This window comes from Alkaliphilus flagellatus (assembly GCF_018919215.1).
Lineage (GTDB): Bacteria > Bacillota > Clostridia > Peptostreptococcales > Natronincolaceae > Alkaliphilus_B > Alkaliphilus_B flagellatus.
In genome coordinates this window covers 273600-296854 of the sequence record NZ_JAHLQK010000003.1, presented here as the reverse complement: position 1 = coordinate 296854, position 23255 = coordinate 273600, and the positions used below count along the sequence as shown (strand labels likewise).

Here is a 23255-nt window from a genome sequence, read left to right as displayed (position 1 = left end):
TTATGTACTATAAGTAATCAATTTTGAGCTTTGATAAAAAATACACTCGATCATTCTATTTTACAATAAGTACCTTACCATAGAAGTCATTACGTATTAAATACATACGATCTCCTGCCTTTAGATCATATGGCTCAATTTGTTTACCGTCTTTAATTAATAATGCTTTTTCTAAATTAACCTGAAGATCTGCATTTTTCTCCATCCACTGAGATCTTCTACTACTCCAATCTCTAGCATTTTTAATACTAATTCCCCAGCCAACTAAATTATCATTAGTAACGGAAGAAATTATACCGTTGGTTACCCTCTGTCTTAGGAGAGAATCCATATTCTTTTGTACCATAATAGCACTTATTCTATCTCCATCGGTATAAACATAGCTATGCCAATCCTTAAGACGTTGATCTTTAGCATACCTAGAGCTTTCATCTACTGCATAATCTCCACTGTAAAACTCTTTTATAGTTATCTTTTTATTGTTAGTTAAGTCATAAATATCCGTATCGTTATCGAAGAATAGTTCTTTTTCACCTTCAAAGGACTGCCATTCGTTTTCTTCTAATAGGAAGAAGTCCTTTAACCATAGGCGGTCTTCTACTATTTGATTCATTCTACCAGCATAAATATAATGTTGACCAATATTAGAGTTATTAACTTCCTCATTTAAAACATATACTACATCTGCACTAGAATCCATGCCTCTTCCATCTGCTACAACAAACACATCGGACTTAACACTTAAAGCAAAGTTATCTACTAGTCTATCATTTTTAATAACGATAGTCCCATCATGAAAGCCAATATTTCTATTATTCTTTAACTCAAATCCACCAGTAAACCAGTTTATATCCTGAATTTTATCAGAATATGTACTTTCATATTGACTTTGCACAACCATTCTTTCCACCTGATCTCTGCCAAAGAAGTCCTTCATAGCTAAATAAACAGTTTTTCCACGATAATATTTTAGATTATCATAGGAAACAGAATATCCTCCTACATAAAGAGGCGATTGTTTATTATATGGTATAGTCATAGAAGCTGATAATTGCTTCCAGCTACCATTATTAAGATGTTGAACATCACTTATAGTAATCTTATCTCCATAGCCATCTACAAAGTTTAGTTTACCTTTATAAAGGCCTTTAATACGAATAGAGTCGCCTTCTATACTAATACGACTAATAATATTAGTATTTACTTCATCAAAATGTAGCTTTACCCTATCCCCTACATATAAAGTATCTAAAGATACATTTTTCCCATCCTTTAGAGTAATAGTACCAGGCATAGTTAAAAATGTTTCTTCTACTCCTGTTGCTAGCTTTAATACCAATTGGTTACGATCTATCCTTGAAATTCTTCCAGTCCTTATCTTGCTTCCAGGAGAGATATATCCCAAAGAGCTGGTTGAATATCCCTCTACTGCAACAACTTTTCTTCCCTCTATCTGTGCATAAACTTCCATACCTGCCATAAAATTAGATGCATTAACAGGTTGAGAGTCAATTGTATAGATAGTATTAGGGCTTAGAGGAAGGGAGTAAATCCCACCCTCATAGCTCTCTATTTCTAATGTTTCTTTTAATGGTTCTCTTAAATATCCTTCAACAAATCCCTGTCTATACACTTGATTAATATTTCCATAGGTAAAAACTGAGGATAGCAAAGTTAGTGCTAAAATTAATATAAATATTTTTTTCATTATTTTACCTCCTACTACCAATAATAGCATACTTACCTAATCGAATAACACTACTAGATGCAGAACCTATCCAATTCTTAGAAGAAGTTCCAAGTGGCTCCCAAGTGTTTTTAACAGGATCGAAATAATTAAAGTCTAATTCAGTTAATTTTCTTAAACTAGCTTTTTGCTCGTCATAATCCAATGTAAAACTCATTGCACTAGCTAAATAATCTATAGGTGATGTAGTTTGTCCAACATATGTTGACGCCTCTAAATTATACACAGTTGATAGTTGATTTCCAGATAAAACTTGGGTATTACCAGTATCCTCTGCAATTACAAACCTTACCCCAGCATCAGCTTTGTTTCTATTGTCCCTAACATTTGCAACATTAAATACTGCAGTTTGAAGCTGAAGTGAAAAATCTTTGCCTATTACTTGAATATTTCTACTGTCATTATCCACTACTACACTAGCTGGAATAGAAACAACTAGCTCCTTACTACCTGCTAAAGCACCTCTAGTTAAATCTATTACTATAGTACCTCTGCTTCTATCCTTTGTACCAATTACAACATCAGCAGTGTTTCCTGTTTTAGACATAGTAGTATTTTCTGCTAAGCCTCCATCTTCGTCTGGAGGTCCTACTTCAGAACCAGTCCTTACAGTGTTACTTTCCATAGAAGGTTTAGAAGAACCAAAGTCTCCTACAGCCTTTACAATAAAGCGATATCTGGTTCTCGGCTCAAGATCGTTATATGCAAAGGAAGTAAGCTCTGTAGATCCTATCAGTTCTGTATTTTTATCATCTATTACAACAAAAATCTCATACTCAGTTGCTCCTGTTACCGCATTCCAATGTACTCTAATAAATCTATCATAAACCAGTTCTGCCACTACACCTGAAGGTGCTGCAATCTCTGGCAGTCCATAAGTAAGATTAGTATAAATTGGACTGGCACCCTTATCTGGATTAACTACAATTACACCAAAGCTGTCTGTTTTTCCTTGTGGAGTTTTTATAGTAACAGTTTCACTATTTATCCACTTGTATTCTGTGCCTTCTGTACCTTCTTCTAATATATACGGCTTACCGTCTATATATATAATGTTTGCGTTACCTAATTCGCTTTCCTTTGCTGGTGTTATCTTTGGAGCAAAATATACTTTAGCTCCTTCCATAAATCCTGCACCCTTTAGCTTAATCTCCTGTCCACCTAATACAGATATTACAGAAATAGGTGCCCTTTCACTAGGGTCTAGTGGATCTACCACTGCTGTTATTTTAGGATTACTTAGATAAGTGTAGGTTCCATTTGGGTTTGATAGCTCTCCATCTGGATTTTCTACCTTCACTTCTACAGTACCAGGTATACCTGGAGGTACAATTACGGAAATAGTTCTTGTATCTATAAACCTTACATTGTTATCTGGTACCTTCTTATCTCCAAAATAAACAGTAAGCTTTCCACTAAATCCTTCAATCTTTTCTCTGAAATCCTTACCTTCAATTTTAACCGTAGTACCACCAGTCGCTGGTCCCGCATCTGGAGTAATCTTCTCTATAGCTGGCGCTGTTTCACCCTTGACAAATAAAATATAAATTGGTGGATTATTTTCATCCGATGAAGCAGATGCGCCATCTTCGTTACTTACAACTACTTTATGTAATTTACCTAATGCATTTTCCCCTACATTTGGCATTACAAAGGTTAATCTATTAGGCAGATTATATGTTAAATCATTTTTAGAGTCTTTAGTGATATGGGCAATATCTGATATAAATATTTCTGCACCTTCTCTAAAATCTTCACCTATAACACTTACAGTATTTCCACCCTTATATGTCATACGAAGCACTAATACTTCCTTACCATTTATAGTTTCCTTAGTTGGAAGATCTCCTTCTTTAGTAAGGTTAGTGATCCTTGGTTTACTATCAGGGTTCTTATATTCAAATTTACCTGTAGCTGTTCCTCCATCTGGGTTAATAACAGTTACGGGCACAGTACCTATAGCGTAATGAGAAGGAGTATAAAGACTTATTTGTCTATCATTAGAAGTCATTTTTTCGTGATAAGGAGCATATCCCCTCTCAACAATCAGCTTTCTCTCTAAAGAATCTACCTCAAGTCTTATTAACTCATAGCCATTAGTATATGAATTACCTTCACTATCTTTTAAACTTCTAATATCCACATACTTAACACTATCATCATATCCATTAATTACAAACTGGAAGGTTTTATCATCTTCCTTAATAGAGAGGGTTACCTGTCTACTGGCAGCTGTAGCATCATAGTTAACATTAATGTTACCTATAGTTACCTTTGCTTTACCATTTATAATACCTCCACCGAGACCACTAATATCGGCTACAGGTATTTGTCTATTAGATATATTAGCAACCTTTACACCATTTACAGTTTTAATATCACCAATATCCCCAAAGTGAACTAAGGGCATTTCTACCGAATATACATTTTGAGTAACATTATCCTTAGTTCCTTCTTTATATATTTCAATCTTACTATTAGCAAAGCCAGAGCCGTTTATTTCTATTTTGTCCATACCCTGCTTTTTACCTTGTGGAGGAATAATATTATCAATTTTAGGGTTAGAAGCTAAATATGTAAACTTCACCTTATTAGATACGCCAAAATCATTATTTACTACAAATACATCTACTGCTCCCTTGGTTCCTTTAGGCACTTTAACTACCAAATACCCATCAGCAAATTCAATAATCTCACCTTGACCTTTTCCAAAATAAACACGTGGAAGGATTTTTTTATCATCATCAGTTAAATCCTCAACATTTTTTCCTTCCAAATCAGTCCAAAGATCATTTCCATCTGCATCTTTATCTCCATTAATATTTACAAATTTTTCGCCCTTATCATACTTTGCATTGCCATTAGCATCTTCATAAGGCTCAAAAAATCTAAAATCAGAACCAAATATCCTTACAACTTCCCCACCAGCTGCATTGCCTTGATCAGGTGCAATCCGATTTATCTTTGGATTACTGGTAGGAATAACATAGGTAAAGCCTTCCATTAAATAAGCATTACCACCATCACTATTTACAATTACAATAGGTACTGTTTTTCTTCCATTTTCTACTTCCTGTTTTAAGTCACCAGGGTATGCCGGCATCTTTGTAATAGTAATAGTATTTTTATCTGTTCCTACTACTAAATCTGTTTTAGGAACCTCTACTCCGCCTACAAATACACGACTTTTATCTATTCCATTATCTTCAAAATCAGATCCATTTATAATAACTGTATAGCCACCATCAGAAGAACCTTGGGGAGGATTTACATCTATAATAGTTGGGTTTTTCTTAGGCTGCTTAAAATAATAAAAACCATTTTGCCCTGTACGAGTATCTATTTTGGTATCAGGGTTTTGTACTGAAAGATCATACCACTTTTCTGTACCAAGCTGTGGAACAACAAATGTAATTTCGTTACGACTTATTACTCTTACTCTATTTCCTGTTATTTCCCCATCCTCCACCTTATATGGTGTCATTACATTCAATATAGTCTCTTCTCCACCTCTTGTTATAACAAGGCTATCTGGTTCTGTATCTGTTCCAGGCTTAATTTCAATCTTATATTCTGCACCATTTTTAATCGCAGTAAATGCACCATCTCTATGGTTGGTTAACCTATATGTACTTTGCATACCATCCGTAAGTATTATTCTATCGGCAGTGTCTATATCAAATGTATAATATTTATTATCGGCATCCTTTAATATAACACTATTGTAGTAATCCGCTAGTTTTACAGTACCATCTACTACCTTAAGTAAATTTCCTGCCTTAGAAGTGTAATATTGTAAAGTTATATTATTTCCTTCAGTATAATACTCATTAACATCTCTACCATCTAATAACACTCTAGTACCTATAAGTCTATAAATCCCAATACCAGAAGTATCTCTAGCAGTTGGATCTGGCTTTAAAAAGTTATCACCCTTAATATAAACTAAAGTTCCATTTCCACCTTTGTTAGGAGAAAAACTAATAATCTTAGGGTCTTTTTGTAGAGTTTCTACATAAATAAACTCGGCCATAGCCATTCCACCGGAAGGGTTCATTACTAAAAGCTGGGTAACTCCTTCTCTACCCTTTGGTGCTTTAAATTTTAGAATAAACTTGTTACCCCCTGGAGCAATCTCTCTATTTACCCCAGTAACTTCTTTACCATCTATAAATACCTTTACACCCTCTAAAAAGTTACTTCCCTTAACTTGAATTTCCTGACCACCTTCTACAGGAACAATATTAGGAACGACTTCATCGATTTCTGGACTATCATTAGTTACTACAAACTCTAAAGCATCAATTTTAATACCAGACTGACCAAATTCATTTGACTCTCTAGTTGGATTTGTAATTTGAAGATTTTTAGTTCCTATACTGGCAGCTACGTCCTTAGGTATTCTTACTAAAATCCTCGTACCTACTTCCCTACCAACGGTTCCATCTATTAATCTATCAGAATCGTCTAGTACAACTATTTCGGCTCCTTCTATCTCCTTTAACTGACCATCTAAAGCTCTAAAATATGCCACAGCTTTATCATTTTGCTTTTTGATCATAATTTCATAATTATTTGTATCTACATCATTTGCTGTTTTTACTAAAACACTTGGATAGTTAACAATAGTTTTACCATCACCATCAATATATCTATTAACTAAAAAGTTTTTACCTTTTATAGAGAACAAGGTATCATCCTTTAACCCACCGTCTACAAGCTGAACCTTAGAAGGTGTAACACTATCCACAGTTGGTATTAGAGAACTTGGCTCAAACACAAAATGTTTATTCCATACAGCTCTTTCTTGGAATACATATTCTTTTCCTGAAGTCTCTGTAACGATAGTAGTAATCTCTAATAACACTTCTTTATTTGGACTAATATTAGCATCATCTACCTTAGGTGTAATTACATAGAGTTTATCATTAGCACCAATCTCTACCCTTGGAATATTTGTATCAGTCTCTTGGAAAGTAGCTTTATTTCCTATTTGTACTTTAATACTACGCTTAACAGTTGCAGGTACCCCCTGATATGTAGCGCTAGCATAATCAACAGTTACTATTTGCTTATCTCCTGATAATTCAATAGTTTTATTAGCATAGTCAATTATTAAGTCTGACGGGTTAATACTAGATGTAAGTAAGTTTCTCCCTTCTATACCTACTGGAGTTCCACCTATATCTGGTCCTCTTCCTGGATACACATTATCTATACGTGGACTAGTAGTAGCATCTACTACTGTATATTTAACAGGTTCACCTGACTTTTCAATAACCTTTTGTGCCACTACTTGGCCGTTTATTGTTTCTGCCAAAACAACATAATGACTTCCTAATTCTACTCCCTGAGGTACTTCCATAGTTAACAGAGCTTGCTCGTTAGTGGCGGAAACAGGTATAAAGCCTTTGAACACTGCTTTGTTTTTACTTGAAAATCCCTCTGTACCATCTAGGCTTTTAAAAAGGTACACATCATAAGCCTTTGTAAATTCTGAAGACCTTAAATAAAACTGATCTCCCCTTGCCCCTGTATTTGGATACATTTCTATATCCTTATTTATAGGAATATCACTAATAAAACTAAACACATTGTTATAGTTATATTCTACTATAATCTCAGGATCTAGACTTACACCAGACTTTTTTTCCTTTACAATACGAATGTTCTGTAATCCTCTATCCCCTGGAGGAGTAGCGCCATTTATCTCGATTTTAGTAGCACTGCCTGCAGGAAAAGTTTTGAACTGTCCTGCCTTTCCATACTCTCCACGTATAGTATAGTCGCCACTATCACCAATTTGATCTAAATTTCGTCCATTTATAATCAAATTATCATTATTACTAGTATTTATAATCTTTGTAGTAGAATCTATTGTAGGAAAATTACCAATACCTAAGTCAAAGCTACCAGTACCTATACGCACCTCACCAGTAAAGCTTCTAACCTCTTCAGCGGTAAAACTATATTGTATAAAGTTCTCATACTGCAATACCTTATTACCCATAGCTTTAGTTCCCTCATTAGTTGAAAAAAGAACAACCTTATTTAACAGGTTTACACCAGTAAACTCTACTAAGGCTTGAGTAATATTATAGTTTTCATCCCTTACTACTTGATATTTTATTTTAGTAACTGTGGATTCTCCTCCAATATCTGCTGCACTTACAATAGTAACGCTCTCTACTAAAAGCATAGCTATTATTAAAAAAATCCCCGTAAATCTTTTCCACTGCTTCATATTATCACCTCTCCTTGTCTAATACTGGGATTCAACAACTACAAATGTTCCTGGACTAAGGGTTGTTACTATAGCCCTTTGATCTGTTTTGTTAATATCGTAATGCTTTTCCTCAGTCCATATTCTTGAAAGTTCATCGTATTTTAAAACCTTATAGTTCCTATACTCACCCTGTTCTATAGGGATTTCTATATGAAATGTGTGTGCGTTATACCTTATACCATCCACCTCCACAATTGGAGATTTAAGATTATATTGAGATAACTGATTTCTCAAGGCCTGTTCTCTAACTGGTTCTGAGTGATCTAATCTTATGATTTCTGCTCTCCTAGCTCCGCTAACTATTCCATAGGTCGTGGTAGTTCCAAGGCTATTATCCTCTACCGGCATCCTACCCTCTGCCTCTGATACTACGCTTAAAGTTCCATATAGCCATTTACTATGGTTATAGCTGTTTTCCACTGTAATATCATATAAGCCCGGGTCTAGCTTGCTTCTTCCCCTAGGTAGATATACTTCTAAATATTCTTCACCTTCATCATCTTCATTAACTCTGACTCGATGTGCTCTTACATTATTAAAATAAACCTCTACAGTAGGACTATAAAAAAACTTACCTGTAATTATTATGGGTTCATTTACATCATAATCCTCTATTACAGATTGGACTTCTACATCCTTTTCTGCTACAGAAGGTATTGCCATGGTATTAAAATTCCAGGTTAAACTATCATTTCCCTGTTCCTTATCCGTATATACTATGCCCTGTCCTAATGTTACACTATAGCCCATATTAGACATCAAAGGTTTAATAGGTATATACAAATATGCTTTTTTGTTGGTACTATCTTTTCTAAAAATATATCTCGCCACAAATACCCTTTTTTTATCCGATTCCATACTATCTATATCATTTAAAAATTCTATATCCACCATAGAAACATTGCTACTATCGCTATATACAGTTGTAAAGTCTCTTAACTTAGTAATGCCTGTTAAATAATCGAAAGAAAGATTATTATCTTTATTATCAAATGACACCTTTAAGAAAAGTCGATTTCTAGTTTGTGTATCCCGTATATCATGGTAAAGAGTTTCCTCGTTAAACCACTGGCTTTCATTTCTTGATTCTGGAAATATATTAACAACCTTAGGAGGGTTAAGTACTTCCTCTGCAAAAACAACTGGTACAGAAGCCCCTACTAAAGCTATAGATGCCATTAATGTGGCTATCGTCCTTGTTAATTTGGTTTTATAGTTGTGATAACTCATACGCAATAGTCCCCTTTAAATTTATAATAAAAAACTTATATCAAAAATGGTCTTTATATATTTATATCGGCAAAATAAGTTAATTTCTTTATGCGATATGTATATTGTAATACTTTCGTAATATTTCATATTATATTTATTATTTCGACAAAATAGGTGTATTTCCTGCAATCAATATATTTTTTATAGAATTCAAGAACATATGTTTGCCTCATGCTTAAAACATGATATAATGAAATTAAATAGAAGGGGGTAAAAAATTAAATAGAGGTGATAACTTGAAAAGATTGAATGAGATATTAAAAGAACAAGAGAAGATTGCCTGTATGCTAGCAGTTTATGAAAAAAATATGGGAAACTGCACTAAAATGATTTTTCAAAATGGTAGAGAAATGCTGCTAAAACAATCTGTAGATTCAACTCTACAGGCTATTTTAAAATATCATACTATAGATTTAAAGGAGCTTAGGAAGAAGCAGCAAAAGCTACTCAACTCAAGATACTACATACCACTACCTATAAACAAAGACATGCTTTTTATTTCTATAAAAACTAGACTACCTAAAGTTAAAAAAGATTCTTCAGTTAGCTATATTAACTTCTATGAAATAGATAGATTAGATAGAAAAAATTCAATCATTTATATGAAAAATGGATATAACATAGAGAGTCTTAACTCAATAACAACACTTAAAAAAAGATATCACCAGGGGGAAATTTCTGCAAAGCTACAAAACAGCCAACAAAAGCATAATTTAATAGTAGAGGAAGAAATTGTTCCATATTTTTATCCAGCAACAAAAGGAGATATAAATGCAATATCTAGAGAGATAGAGAGCTTAAGAGATATGCTGAAAGATGTTTTAGTTGAGAAAAATGGATAATTCTAAAATACTTGCCACTTATATAATAAGTAAACCAACGGTCTATAGGTATATCCCTAATGTCCGTTGGTTATATTATATCCTTAACTAGTCTTATGATATGTAGGTACTATTTTAACCATATACTCTTTAATTTCATTACTATCCTCTATTAAAATACTGGATAGAATCTCTAATTCACGTCTTAATAATTTCAAATCTGTAAAGAAAGGTTTCCCAACAAAAATTTTATCATTCTTAGTCGCACTTAAGCCCTCTTCGTTCATTAACAACTCTTCATACAACTTTTCTCCTGGTCTTAAGCCAACAACTTTTATTTCCATATCCACATCAGGCTCAAATCCTGAAAGTCGTATTAGATTCTTAGCTAAATCAATTATCTTTACAGGTTCTCCCATATCCAATACAAATATTTCTCCACCTTTAGCCATAGCCCCAGCTTCTATTACCAACTGAACAGCCTCAGGAATAGTCATAAAATATCGAGTAACCTCAGGATGGGTTACAGTGACAGGTCCACCTTGGGCTATTTGCTTTTTAAATAAAGGAATGACACTTCCATTACTGCCTAATACGTTACCAAATCTAACAGCAACAAATTCAGTTTTGCTTTGTACATTCATCGATTGAATAATCATCTCGGCTACTCTTTTAGTAGCTCCCATAATATTAGTTGGATTAACTGCCTTATCTGTAGAAATTAAAACAAACTTCTCAGTGCCATATTCATGAGCACATTCTGCCACATTTTTAGTACCAAAAACATTGTTTTTAATCGCTTCCTGTGGATTATTCTCCATCAGTGGCACATGTTTGTGTGCAGCAGCATGGAAGACTACTTGAGGCATATAAATTTTAAATATTTCATCTAGTCTAGCTCTATCCCTTACAGATGCTATCAGTACATCTAACTGTAAATTCGGATATTTTCTTAATAATTCATTTTGAATATCGTAAGCATTATTCTCGTAAATATCTAATATAAGTAGCCTTCTAGGCTTAAAACCAGCTATTTGGCGACAAAGTTCAGACCCAATAGAGCCTCCCCCACCAGTAACTAAAACTACCTTGTCTCCGATATATCCACTTATTTCTTCTAAGTCTACTTTAACAGGTTCCCTACCTAATAAATCCTCTATTTCTACCTCTCTAATCTTTTTAATACTAACCTGACCGTCAATAAGCTCATAAATACCAGGTAGTATCTTTAACTTACATTTCGTTTTACTACATTCTTCTACAACCTGTCTAATTTCTTTTTTAGAAGCAGATGGAATAGCAATAATAATTTCATCTATATTTTTAGATTCAACTATTTTACCAATATTATGTCTATTGCCTAAAACTGGTACACCATTAATTCTAGCTCCTAATTTACTTTCATCATCATCGACTACACCTATAGGCTTGCTATTTAAATTATCATGATTTTTTAATTCCTTAATAACCAAAGCTCCTGCCTGTCCCGCACCAATTATAAGCACCCTTTTATATTCTTTCTTCCTAAATAAATTGTTATCTCTAATATTACGGGTAGCTCTAACGCTAAGCCTTACACCACCAATTAAAATTGTATCTAAAATAAAAGCCAGCAAATAAATACTTCTCGGTAGCATTTGCTGAGTAAGTACCATATATGTAATAATTCCTGTGTTGGCAACAAAGGCTGTACCAACTATTTGAAAAACCTCTTCTATACTAGCATAGCGCCATAGGTTTTTGTACATACCAAAGATGTAAAATATGGCTAACTTTATCAATGTAAAAGTAATAAAGTGTTCAAAATATACAGGTAAATATTTAGTAGCGTTTACACCGGTAAAATCCGCATCAAAACGTATGTAAAAGGCCGCAATATAAGCTAGGTTAATTAGTAGCGCATCTATTGAGAACAACAAGGCCCCCAACATTTTTTTCTTCATGTTCCATTATCCCCCTTGGTGCAATTTTCCTTATAATAACTATACTACTTAGTGTGTATAGGTGTCAATTAAGATAAAGATATTAAATAATTTCTACTTGCACCTTTTACATAAAAAAATAAAAGCCATATGTATAAAATCACTATGCATGACTTTTATTTCTTATTTGAGCTTTATTAACTATAAATTTTACTACCAAATAGATTCCAATGCCAACAACAGCTCCAGCACTATCAAGCAAAACATCTTTAACCTGTGCACCCCGACCAGGTACAAATAGTTGGTGAAATTCATCGGACATGGCGTAAAGAATGCAAAACGATAAAGATAAAATAACTCCTTTATTTATCTTCATCCCACTTCTCCTAAGTACATTCATAACTAATATACCTAGAATTAAATAAGCAAAAAAATGAGCATTTTTTCTTACTAAATGGTTCATTCTACTAATATTAAAGTTAGAATATGGAGCAATTATTTCTACTTTTTCTATTATAACTTCTGTTACCTTCTTACTCAGTCCATTAGACTGATGGACTGGTTGAGCTGATAGGTAAAAAATCAGGACTAGCCAAAATATAAGGGCTGTCCATGATATTACATTAATTATTTGTCCTTTGTTTTTAAGCATTGTTCACACTTCTTTTTAGTTTTTTCTTGACTGCATTTATCATAGTGTCGACTTCTTCTATCTTCATAAAGTAGATAATAATGAAATACATTATGGCACCTATACCTATTGAAACTATTAAGGATAAATTAGCACCAATAATCCTAAATAAGATATTATATGATAATCTAGCTATTATTCCCATAACTAAGGAAGCACATAGTATTTTTATAAAGGAAATGATTATATTCTTCATACCAAATGACCCTATCTTTTTACGAAGATTTGCAAATAATAACCCAGTACAAACTATAGCAGATATACTCGTAGCTAAAGCAAGTCCACCTATACCTAAAAATTTAGAAAGTATAATATTTAATACTATATTCATAACCATGGCTATTGCTGCATTTATAGCAGGTGTCTTAGTATCTTGTAGAGAATAAAAAGCTCTTGCTAGTACATCCCTTAAACCAAAACCTATCATACCTATAGAGTAATAAAATAAGGCACTAGATGTCATGGTTACTGCCCCCGCATCAAAAGCTCCCCTGCCAAACAAAAGATTAACTACTGGACCTGCAAATACCATTGATCCTACTGTAGCAGGTATAACTAACAGGTTAATACTACCTATAGCTTCCGATACAGACTTTTTAAGTCCTTCTATATTTTTTTCTGCCGCCATTTTAGATATTACAGGGTACATTACAGTGGTCAACGACATAACAAATATTCCCTGAACAAAGCCATTTAGTTTATTAGCATAGTTAAGAGCTGATATTCCACCTACTGCTAAATTAGATGCTAATGTTCTGTCAACTAAAGTATTAATTTGATTAACAGAGGCTCCTATTATTACAGGTATTGCCGTATAGGCCATGCTTTTTATATATTTATCTTTTATATTTAATATAAACTTATATTTATATCCTTCTTTATATACAAATGGTACTATAAACGCTAGCTGTGCAATACCAGCAATAATGCTACCTATAGCTAAAACTACAACATTAGTCTTCGCACTTACAACTATGGACAGTATAGTAACAATATTCATAGGAAATCCTATTAAGGCTGGTATAACATAGTTACCTTTAATCTGTAAAAATCCATTATATACGAATATAAGTGTAGAAAAATAAATTCCAGCTATGCTTATTCTAGTAAAGTTAATAGCTAGATTTAAAGTCTCGCCTTCAAAACCTGAGGCAAATAATTTTACTAGCGGCGCTGTAAATACAAGTCCAAATACAACTAGGGCTGTACATATTATTAATAGTGTATTTACAAGATTATTAGTAAATTTATTCGCTTCCTTTGTTCCTTTTTTATTCTCTACTTTACTATACATAGGTATATAACCAGTGGATATACCGACCCCTACAAAAGAAAATATTGCGATTGGTATAGTGGTAGATATTAAATAGGCATCGCTTATATTTGATGCACCATAAAAATATGAGAGAATAATATCCCTCGCAAAACCAAATATTTTAGAAAATATAGTTAATATCATTAAAAGTATTGCTGTTTTTTTCATTTATAATTCATGCTCCATTTTCATAATCATAAGTATTTTTATTCCTATTTTTATAACTTTAGATTCTAAATCATAAGTGAACTCATTTTAGTTACTATTAGTATCTATAAAATAATTACTTTATTATATACTTAATTTATTAAATTAACTCGTTACAATAAATAAAAAATTTATTACAGTTCAAGTTTAATTCATATTATAGCAATAAATTTATTTACAGATGTTGCACTTATTTAAAAAACTAATTTTATGGATGTATTATCAAAATATCTGTTCTTGAATATTAGATAGATTAATAACTTTCCAAGAGATTTATTAATATTAAGTTGCTCAGTTAACCGAGAGAATGAAGTTTCAATTTTGTCCTGACTTTAAAAATACTTTGTCTCAATGATTTTGGATAAGTCGACTTGCATTATTTCTGTTCATAAAAATTAGTTCAATATCATTTTCCTTGCTTAATTCAGGAGATATATCCTTATTTATATATTCCTTATCTCCTATGATTATTAAAGAACGATAGGATTCAACTAATTCCAATATATCTCTACGATAATCTTGAGAAACATCAGTTAATACAAAATCACTAATATATAATCAAAATATGATAGTAGGTGGAGTTTAAATCCTAGATAAGTCCTCTTTTTGGAGGGACATTTGCTATACTTACCTAGTTCTCTAAATATCTTATGAACAACTGCTCTGCTAAATTCATATACTGGAATAAGCATACTATCAATGATTCCATGGCTATCCATATGATAGTCCAATAATTGAAAAATTCTTTTTCTAATTTCTTCGATCACTGCATGTAAGTTTCTATGAGTTCTATTAAATCTAGATCTATCACAAATTTGGGGGAAAAAATCTTTATAATTCCTTTTATAAAATTTAAACTACGCTTTTTTAAATCAATTGAAAGAAGCTCTCCTACAGTTGCAATGGTGATTATTTCACTATCTCTAAGGATGGTAGTGGCAATGTTTTTAAGATGTTTAATATATGTTAGAGTAACTTCATGGTAAATACCATCAATAACGACATAAGTTACTGTGATAAAATCCTTTAAATCTTCTATCTATCCGATAGAAGATTGGTAACCTTTAGCATATATTATCCTCCTATCTTGATTTTATGATAACTATCAAAGATAGGTTAAGATAATTTCTGTAACTTTTTCTATTTGTAAATTTTGACTAGCACAATAGGCTAATTTAGCAACAATTTATCTATCCAACACACATTACATTGTTTCACTATCCCGCGGCAAAAGATAAAAGACTATGCATAATGCTAAAAAACCATGGGTAAGTAAAATGGTGAACAAGAAAGAACTTATAAAATAATATGCCACTAATACACACAATGCAATATACAACCTTTTGTTTAAGCCTTTTATACAATTATCAAATAATTTCAGTGCAATAGCAATCATAATAGGCATAATTACAACTCCAATAATCCCAAGATTGGAAATAGCGTCGCTAATCAAACCACTGTTTGCACCCATTTCAGGTCTAGAAAAATAAATATCACCTATCATGTATCGTATATCTGAATATGGTGATTTAATCCCAAAATACCTTAATATACTTTGTCTAAAATAATCCGGAGTATTATTTGTAAAAAAATCAAAATAATATGCATTTAACATATTTGTAAGAAACATCATCCTTCTTATCAACAAATCAACAATAACAAACGATTTAGATATCACAAATTCTAGTAACCCTACCAAACATAATCCGGAACACAACCATGGTATTTTATTAATATAACTATCTTTATAAAATAAGAATACTAACATAACTAATAATGTAATAAAAAAAACACTTTTCATCCCATTAATACCAAAGCTTAGAAATTGAACTAACAAAATTAAACTTGAAATACCATATTTCTTTTTTGTAAACGAATATACTAGCAATAAGGGATTTATAGCTTTAGATGCAGAAAAAATATATTCAATTGCTAAAGGTAAATTAAATGTAGATGTCTCGCTTCTTAATGTATATACACTAAACAGATCAAATGTAAATCTAAATCCTGTATACTTCCACGATATAAAAATATTCACGAATAAAAAAACAATACCAATAATCATTATTACAAAATTACTAAAAGTGTTTTTTGGTGGTCTTAAACTTATAAACTTAATATGCAAAAAGAGCCTATGAAACAAAAACAGAAATAGCCAATAAATAGTATTGCATATTATGTAATACCCTGAAAAAAAACCGTAGCCCATCATTGTAGTAAAAGGTACAAATACAACAAGTGAAAGAATTAGAATAATTAAACTTGATGGATGGTTTTGATCATTATTATTTTTAATAATTACTGGCATCAATAAAAATAAAATTGTCCAAGAAAGGATATATAGTGCTATACTGTGTTCCATTTCAAATCCAGAATAGCCAAAAAAAGGAACAACAATCTTTTTGTAAATTACATCCAACAGAATTCTATATGTAACAATACCTAAAAAAGGCATGCTTTTCATTCTCTTTGCATTAGTTATTCTCAATACACTCATAGTTATATCCATTCCTTTCGCTTCGCTCAAGACAAAACGTAACGAAATGATTTGGCTTCGAGCGTATTCTTTATTATACTAAGCTATAGGGATAACAGTCAACTACAAATCACAGGGATGTGAGTGGGCTACTCCTATGAATGAATCACCGCATAGTTATATGTGTAGATTGTCTTTCCAAGCACAAATAAGTATGACTTAGAGCACTCAAACTTATCTTTGTATAAACATTACTCATTTATTGCTAGGCAATGAATCAATGCTATCCATCTCTATAGTTCTTCGAAAGGAGCTTTCCCTGTGGCTTTAAAAATCATTTATCAAATTTGTTGTTGCTTCAACCAACAGTAAAGGCGTTACTACTTACAAACATCATCGCTTTTCTACCTATATCAAAGGTCTGAAAGAGTTACCGCAATGGCTTTGTAAAAACAACTGTAAAGATGTCTGTATGGAATCTATCTGTAAGTATTGGATTCCTGTTTTTAATATACTAGAAAATTCTTACAACATAATTCTTGCACGTCCTAAATATGTCAAAGCAATCCATGGTAAAAAGACTGACAAAAGGATGCTAAGTGGATTGCTGATTTGTTTAAATATGACCTCCTTATAGCCGGAAGCTTTTTACCTCCTTTTGCTATTAGCTTAGCCAACTTCGTAACCTCATGCGATACCCTTTTAAACTAACTAATTTTATGTCCACTGAGAAAAACCGTCTTCAAAATTGCTTAACCGTTTCTAATATTCAGCTTGCTAATACTACTTCTGAGATCTTAGAAAAAGTTCCATGAATGTTATTAGCAAATTGTTGGAAAATCCTTTCTATAAAAGAAAAGGTTTGATATTGAACCTTTTATCCACGGTTCTATGAAAGATAAAATCTCTGAAATAGAACTTATTATTAATATATTTATTACACATGAGCAAGCTGGTAAATTAAAAATTATTAAGCAGCACTACGATAACATTGAAGCATGTAAAGCTGAGCTTGAAAATGTTATTCTTTCTCTTTACGTGCCCTACTCAGAAGAAATTAGCTTAATCTTAACTGTTCCGCTCTTTAAGAACATCTTTTCCGCCATTGCAATTGTATCTGAAATAGTTGTCAATATGGACGTGTTCCCAATAGTTAAGCATTTATATTCCTTGGTACAACTTACACCTACTAATAATGAAAGTTCTGGTAATAAAAAGTCAGTAAGAATTTCAATAATAGATTCTACATTAAACCTCCTTTAGTACAATGTGCTACTGCCGTTGTAAAGAGTGAAAAGCATGCTGAATTCAAAACCGCTATTTAAAAGCATCTTGATTACACGCAAGCAATTATTGTAATTACACGAATGTTATGAACTGCAATATATAATATTCTTAAAAAGAAAGAACCATATAATGCAGTTTTATATAAAAAATCTGATGTTCTGCTTGTAAATCGTGAAATTACAGTTGAACAAGCTATTTTATTAGCTAAAACTCAAGGTTATCGTGTTATTATGAAAACATAATTTTTTCCTTATCCATATTCCTTTTATAAATGTCATTAATAGATGGCTTTTTTTGCTATACTCTTTTATTATACTAAATGTCTCGGCTATCTATTTTAGACTTAGTTCCTTCACTTTAGATATTTAAAACATCTGTTCTTTCGCATTTCTTATATATACACATGTACTTATTTGCTATTTCATTCCAATTGAACTTTGAAGATAATTGAAGGCATTTATTACTAATTTGAAAGTAATTTAATAGAATTTTTTCAATTGCATACGCAATATCTTCCGGATTATTAGACGTAACACTATAACCAACTTGCCCCTCTTTAAATTGTCCATCAAATCCTTGTCCTTTAGAATAAATTACTGGGAGCCCCTGACTCATTGCTTCTGCATATACCAAACCAAAAGTTTCCGTTGTTGATGGCATCGCAAATACATCATTGGCACGGTATATATCCAATAATTCTTCTTTAGATTTTGGCGCCATGTATTTTATATAATGTTTGTCCATAATTTGTTGGTATATAGACTTATCATCAATTCTACCAACTACAGTAAATTTAACATTAAAACCTTTCTTTTGTAGGATCTCGATCGCTTTCATTGTGGTTGTTATATTCTTGTTTTTATTAATAACACCTACATAAACCAATCTTAGATTTTCTCGTTCAGGGAAATCTCTTGTATTTCCTTTATTCTCAAGCCAAAACTCATCTATTCCATTAGGTATAATTTCTGTTTTTCCTAATATTTCTTGTTTTAGATTAGCAGGTACATATTTCTCTATAACCGTATTTCTATAGGACTCTGATAAAAAAATTACCTTTACCGCTTCTTTTAGAATCTTAATTCCCAGTTTCCTTAAATGAATCATATATTTTAAAAAAGTGTTGACATCAGTATTTCTTACAGCTACGACATAAGGTGTTCCATATGTCTGTTTAATCTTGTATGCAATATGTCCATCAGTAAATAACGTATGAGCATGAACAATATTATACGGCCTTACATTTAGTGTCTTATTTAAGCTTTTAAATATTTTCGTCTGCTTATAATTATACAAGTATCTGTCCTTATCATTAAAACAAATGGGGTGATAAACATAATCTTTATCCGGTATAACAAACCTTATCTTCCCACTTACAGGCATGAAAACAGTATTTTCAACTCCCTGTACAATCAAACTTTGAATCATTTTATCAAATAGAGTTGTATATAAGTAATTCGAATTAATATGTAGAATTTTCATTTAATCACCTGGTTCCTTAATTGAAGATCTATTATATCAATAACATTGTTCCTCCAATATTTTAACCACTTTCTTGGCTTCAGAAATGTCATTATCAAACCAATTGCTACCTTTAATAATCTCAATTGTTTCTGGACAAAATCTATATTTTATAACTTTCGCTGGTACCCCAACAGCAATTGCATAATCAGGGATGTCATATGTTACTACTGCATTTGCCCCTATTACAGCACCGTCTCCGATTTTTACTCCCTGCAATATTACAACATTTGCTCCCAACCAGACATCATTACCTATTATTGCTGGTGATGTGTTCAAAGAATGCCTAATTAGCTCACCACTTATCTTTTGGTAAGTAGTTATATAATCATAACTATGGTTTCCCTGACCAATCTTTACTCCTGGTCCTATCGAACAATAATTACCAATAATCGTATTATTTAACATAGAATATGGACCAATATAATTATTATTTCCGATTGTAGCATCTTCCGAAATAAAGACACCTTTTGTGTATTTATTATTCTTTCCAATTTTCCCATATACCCCTAATTTCCCTGTTAGTATTCTACTAATTCTAAATATTACTTTAAAAAATAAATTCATATTATCACACGCTCTTCTATTAATTTTTTTATAATTTCCAGTAACTGTATTCTCTCTTCTCCATCTCGAACCTATCAAGAATACTTTTCACATCAATAATAACTTTTTCATTATTAGCAAAATCTCCAAATAATGAATCTATCTTATCCCAACTCATATTCTTAAATTCATCATGAGCCACTGCAAAAACAAGGCAATCAGCATCCTTCACATCATCAAGGTCAATTAGATTTACCCCATATTCATGCTTAGCATCATCTTTATCAGCTTGTGGATCAACCACTATCGGCTTTATTCCGTACTCATCCAATTTCTTTATAATATCAGCAACTTTAGAGTTTCTTGTATCTGGACAATTCTCTTTAAATGTGATTCCAAGTATTACTACCTTAGCTTGTTTTACTACCTTATTTGCAAGAACCAGTTTTTTAATGATAGCATCTGCAACAAACTCTCCCATACCATCATTTATCTTTCTACCCGAAAGTATTATCTGGCTGTGATATCCTAACTTTTCAGCCTCATACACAAAATAATAAGGATCTACACCTATGCAATGTCCACCAACAAGTCCTGGATAGAATTTCAGCGCATTCCATTTTGTATTCATTGCTTTAATAACATCATTAGTATCAATCTCCATTCGATCAAATACCATAGCAAGTTCATTCATGAAAGCTATATTAATATCACGTTGGCTATTCTCTACAACTTTTGCTGCCTCAGCGACTTTAATTGAGCTAGTTCTATGAACACCTGCCTCAATTACTAATTCATATACTTTTGCAATTTCTTCTAAACTTTCACTATCTATACCAGATACAATTTTTATAATTTTCTCAAGGGTATGTACCTTATCTCCAGGGTTGATACGCTCTGGTGAATATCCAATTTTAAAATCTACTCCACATTTTAATCCTGATTCTTTTTCAAGTATAGGAATGCAAATATCTTCTGTAACACCTGGGTAAACTGTGGATTCATATACAACAATTGATCCTTTAGTCAGATTACGTCCAACAATAGTACTAGCCCCTTCAACTGGAGCAAGATTTGGGGTTTTATCTGAATTTATCGGTGTAGGCACAGCTACAATATGAAATTTTGCTTCTTTAATTTTAGTTTCATCTGCGGTAAAGTCTACTGTAGTTTGTTTAATCGCTTCATCTCCTACTTCATTTGTTGGGTCAATTCCAGATTTATATAATTCAATTTTATATTTACTTAGATCAAAACCAATTACATCTACCTTCTTTGCAAATGCAACTGCTATAGGCATACCAACATAACCTAAGCCAATAACTGAAATTTTTTCTTGTTTATTTACTATTTTTTCGTATAAGCTCATCTTATATTTCCTCTCCTTACAGAAAAAGTGTTAATCAAGCTCTTTTAATTAATCCTACCAATGATCCAAATCCATACGATAGATGGAATATAGGAAATAGGATTAGTAATAACGGTATATACTTCTTTTCAGTAGCCACTTTAACAGAAAATATTAAGTTTAGCAGTAAATACAATCCGATCTCTCCTAGAAATAGCAAACCAAAGCCTGGTACCAATACAGTTAATATAGGCATTATTATTAATGATAATAAAAATACAAATGGTATAAAATGTCTTATTGTCATCGCACCAGGACATAATCTCATAGTAATTACATTCCATTTACCATTCTTAATAGCCATATTTGCAATGCCCTTGATACTATCTCTACAGTAATAAGCAAATCTTATATCTTCAGCCATATATATTTTTCCACCATTCTTCCGTATACGGTAATTCATCTCATTATCCTGATTTCTAGTCAACCTCTCATCATATAAACCGTATTTTTCAAACACTTCTCTACGAAAAGCCCCAAATGGAACAGTATCTACATACCCACTTTGTCCATTTGTCCTGAATTGAGAATTACCTACACCAAATTTCGAGGATAACATAAAGGCAATCGCATTTCCTACAAATCCTTTGCTTTTAGTTTCAGCTAAACCACCTACATTATCGGCATCCGTTGTATCAAGATAATAAACACATTTTGATATGTAGTCGTCTATATATTCACTGTGAGCATCTAATCGGATAATATATTTTCCAAGTGAAGCCTTAATACCAATATTCATGGCGTACGGCACTGTTTTATTTACATTGCTATATAATTTTATTAACCCTGGAAACTTATTCATAAAACTTTCTACAATTTCTTTTGTTCTATCGCTAGAACAACCATCTACAAATATCCATTCCATTTGTTCTTTTGGATAATTTTGTTTTAATAATGATAGGATGCAATTCTCAATATATTTCTCTTCGTTATACACAGGCATCACGACTGATACAACTATATTTCCATTTACAGTCTTACTTTCTACGCTATCCATCACATCTTTACCTCACTCTTGTCTGCTGTCACAAATGCAACAGGGTTTTCACTATTCTTATCTCTCTTAATTACAGCTACAACAGTTCTAAACATTGTCTTAATCTCACCAAAGAAACAAAAATATTCGAGGCTTCTCAAATTATACTTCATCTTTCCAGGTAGCACTTCATTAATATATGTTTCATCAACATCCTCAGAGTTTGCCAAAAGCATCTCTTCATCCTTGTATTGTATGCTAGCCTCAGAGGTCACTCCTGCAGGCAATAACAAAGTAGCCCACATTTCATCAGAATACTTATCTACATACTTAACTACTTCTGGCCTTGTCCCTACAAAAGTCATGTCTCCTGTAATGATATTTAATAACTGTGGAATTTCATCCAGACGTAATTTCCTTAAAAACTTACCAACCTTGGTCACTCTAGCATCATTCTTAGTTGTTACCTGCGTTCCAATTTTGTCAGCATCGTTGACCATTGTTCTAAACTTAAAGATCCTAAACCGCTTTCCATACTGCGTTACTCTAACCTGACGAAACATCACTGGTCCTTTAGAGTCGATTTTAATTGCAATACTTATAATAAGGAATATAGGGAAAAGAATAATGAAAGATATAATGGCCATTACCACATCAAATATGCGCTTGGCAAATAGACTAAGACGCTTCTTATATAAAAGTTCATAGTATTTTCTAACATATTCATTTTTCATACATTCTGGCAAGTGTCCCCATTTTTTTAATATCACTTTTTCACCC

The 23255-nt window shown here is 32.2% G+C and carries 14 protein-coding genes; 2 read left to right on the top strand and 12 right to left on the bottom strand.

Features of this window, described 5'->3' with window-relative positions:
- Nucleotides 1-55: 55 nt before the first annotated feature.
- From KQI88_RS08945 to KQI88_RS08935, 3 genes are read right to left on the bottom strand one after another with little or no spacing between them, the layout of a single operon-like run.
- Nucleotides 56-1708, bottom strand: a complete 1653-nt coding sequence (locus KQI88_RS08945; protein ID WP_216416394.1) for a hypothetical protein — start codon at nucleotides 1706-1708, stop codon at nucleotides 56-58.
- 4 nt (nucleotides 1709-1712) lie between these two features.
- Nucleotides 1713-7991: an IPT/TIG domain-containing protein gene (locus KQI88_RS08940; protein ID WP_216416392.1), complete on the bottom strand. Its 6279-nt coding sequence runs from the start codon at nucleotides 7989-7991 to the stop codon at nucleotides 1713-1715.
- An 18-nt stretch (nucleotides 7992-8009) separates the two neighbouring features.
- Nucleotides 8010-9263 carry a hypothetical protein gene (locus KQI88_RS08935; RefSeq protein WP_216416387.1) on the bottom strand — a complete coding sequence of 418 codons (1254 nt, stop codon included), beginning with the start codon at nucleotides 9261-9263 and terminating at the stop codon, nucleotides 8010-8012.
- Nucleotides 9264-9541: 278 nt separating this feature from the next.
- Between KQI88_RS08935 and KQI88_RS08930 the strand changes: the two genes are divergently transcribed.
- Nucleotides 9542-10147, top strand: coding sequence for a hypothetical protein (locus tag KQI88_RS08930; protein ID WP_216416385.1), 606 nt, complete (start codon nucleotides 9542-9544; stop codon nucleotides 10145-10147).
- 83 nt (nucleotides 10148-10230) lie between these two features.
- Here the strand turns inward: KQI88_RS08930 and KQI88_RS08925 are convergent, their stop codons facing one another.
- From KQI88_RS08925 to KQI88_RS08910, 4 genes are all read right to left on the bottom strand, one after another.
- Entirely contained in the window at nucleotides 10231-12069 is a 1839-nt protein-coding gene (locus KQI88_RS08925; RefSeq protein ID WP_216416382.1) for a nucleoside-diphosphate sugar epimerase/dehydratase, read from the bottom strand.
- A gap of 142 nt (nucleotides 12070-12211) precedes the next feature.
- A complete protein-coding gene (locus tag KQI88_RS08920; protein WP_216416378.1) occupies nucleotides 12212-12700 on the bottom strand; it encodes a VanZ family protein in 489 nt (162 codons plus the stop codon).
- Nucleotides 12693-14222 carry a murein biosynthesis integral membrane protein MurJ gene (gene murJ, locus KQI88_RS08915; protein ID WP_216416376.1) on the bottom strand — a complete coding sequence of 510 codons (1530 nt, stop codon included), beginning with the start codon at nucleotides 14220-14222 and terminating at the stop codon, nucleotides 12693-12695. Before murJ ends, KQI88_RS08920 begins: the two co-directional genes overlap by 8 nt.
- Nucleotides 14223-15465: 1243 nt before the next feature.
- Entirely contained in the window at nucleotides 15466-16758 is a 1293-nt protein-coding gene (locus KQI88_RS08910; protein WP_216416371.1) for an O-antigen polymerase, read from the bottom strand.
- A gap of 870 nt (nucleotides 16759-17628) precedes the next feature.
- On the opposite strand from KQI88_RS08910, the gene KQI88_RS18465 reads away from it, so the two are divergent.
- Nucleotides 17629-18000, top strand: a complete 372-nt coding sequence (locus KQI88_RS18465; protein ID WP_330656156.1) for a hypothetical protein — start codon at nucleotides 17629-17631, stop codon at nucleotides 17998-18000.
- 381 nt (nucleotides 18001-18381) lie between these two features.
- On the opposite strand, the gene KQI88_RS08900 is transcribed toward KQI88_RS18465, so the two are convergent.
- The 5 genes from KQI88_RS08900 to KQI88_RS08880 are packed head-to-tail and all read right to left on the bottom strand — an operon-like array spanning nucleotide 18382 to nucleotide 23245.
- Nucleotides 18382-19506, bottom strand: a complete 1125-nt coding sequence (locus tag KQI88_RS08900) for a glycosyltransferase family 4 protein (RefSeq protein WP_216416369.1) — start codon at nucleotides 19504-19506, stop codon at nucleotides 18382-18384.
- 36 nt (nucleotides 19507-19542) lie between these two features.
- Nucleotides 19543-20112, bottom strand: a complete 570-nt coding sequence (locus tag KQI88_RS08895) for a CatB-related O-acetyltransferase (protein WP_246579215.1) — start codon at nucleotides 20110-20112, stop codon at nucleotides 19543-19545.
- Nucleotides 20113-20140: 28 nt separating this feature from the next.
- Nucleotides 20141-21460, bottom strand: a complete 1320-nt coding sequence (locus KQI88_RS08890) for a nucleotide sugar dehydrogenase (RefSeq protein WP_216416367.1) — start codon at nucleotides 21458-21460, stop codon at nucleotides 20141-20143.
- A gap of 34 nt (nucleotides 21461-21494) precedes the next feature.
- A complete protein-coding gene (locus tag KQI88_RS08885; protein WP_246579241.1) occupies nucleotides 21495-22496 on the bottom strand; it encodes a glycosyltransferase family 2 protein in 1002 nt (333 codons plus the stop codon).
- Nucleotides 22496-23245: a sugar transferase gene (locus KQI88_RS08880; RefSeq protein WP_330656155.1), complete on the bottom strand. Its 750-nt coding sequence runs from the start codon at nucleotides 23243-23245 to the stop codon at nucleotides 22496-22498. Before KQI88_RS08880 ends, KQI88_RS08885 begins: the two co-directional genes overlap by 1 nt.
- Between the last annotated feature and the right edge of the window lie 10 nt (nucleotides 23246-23255).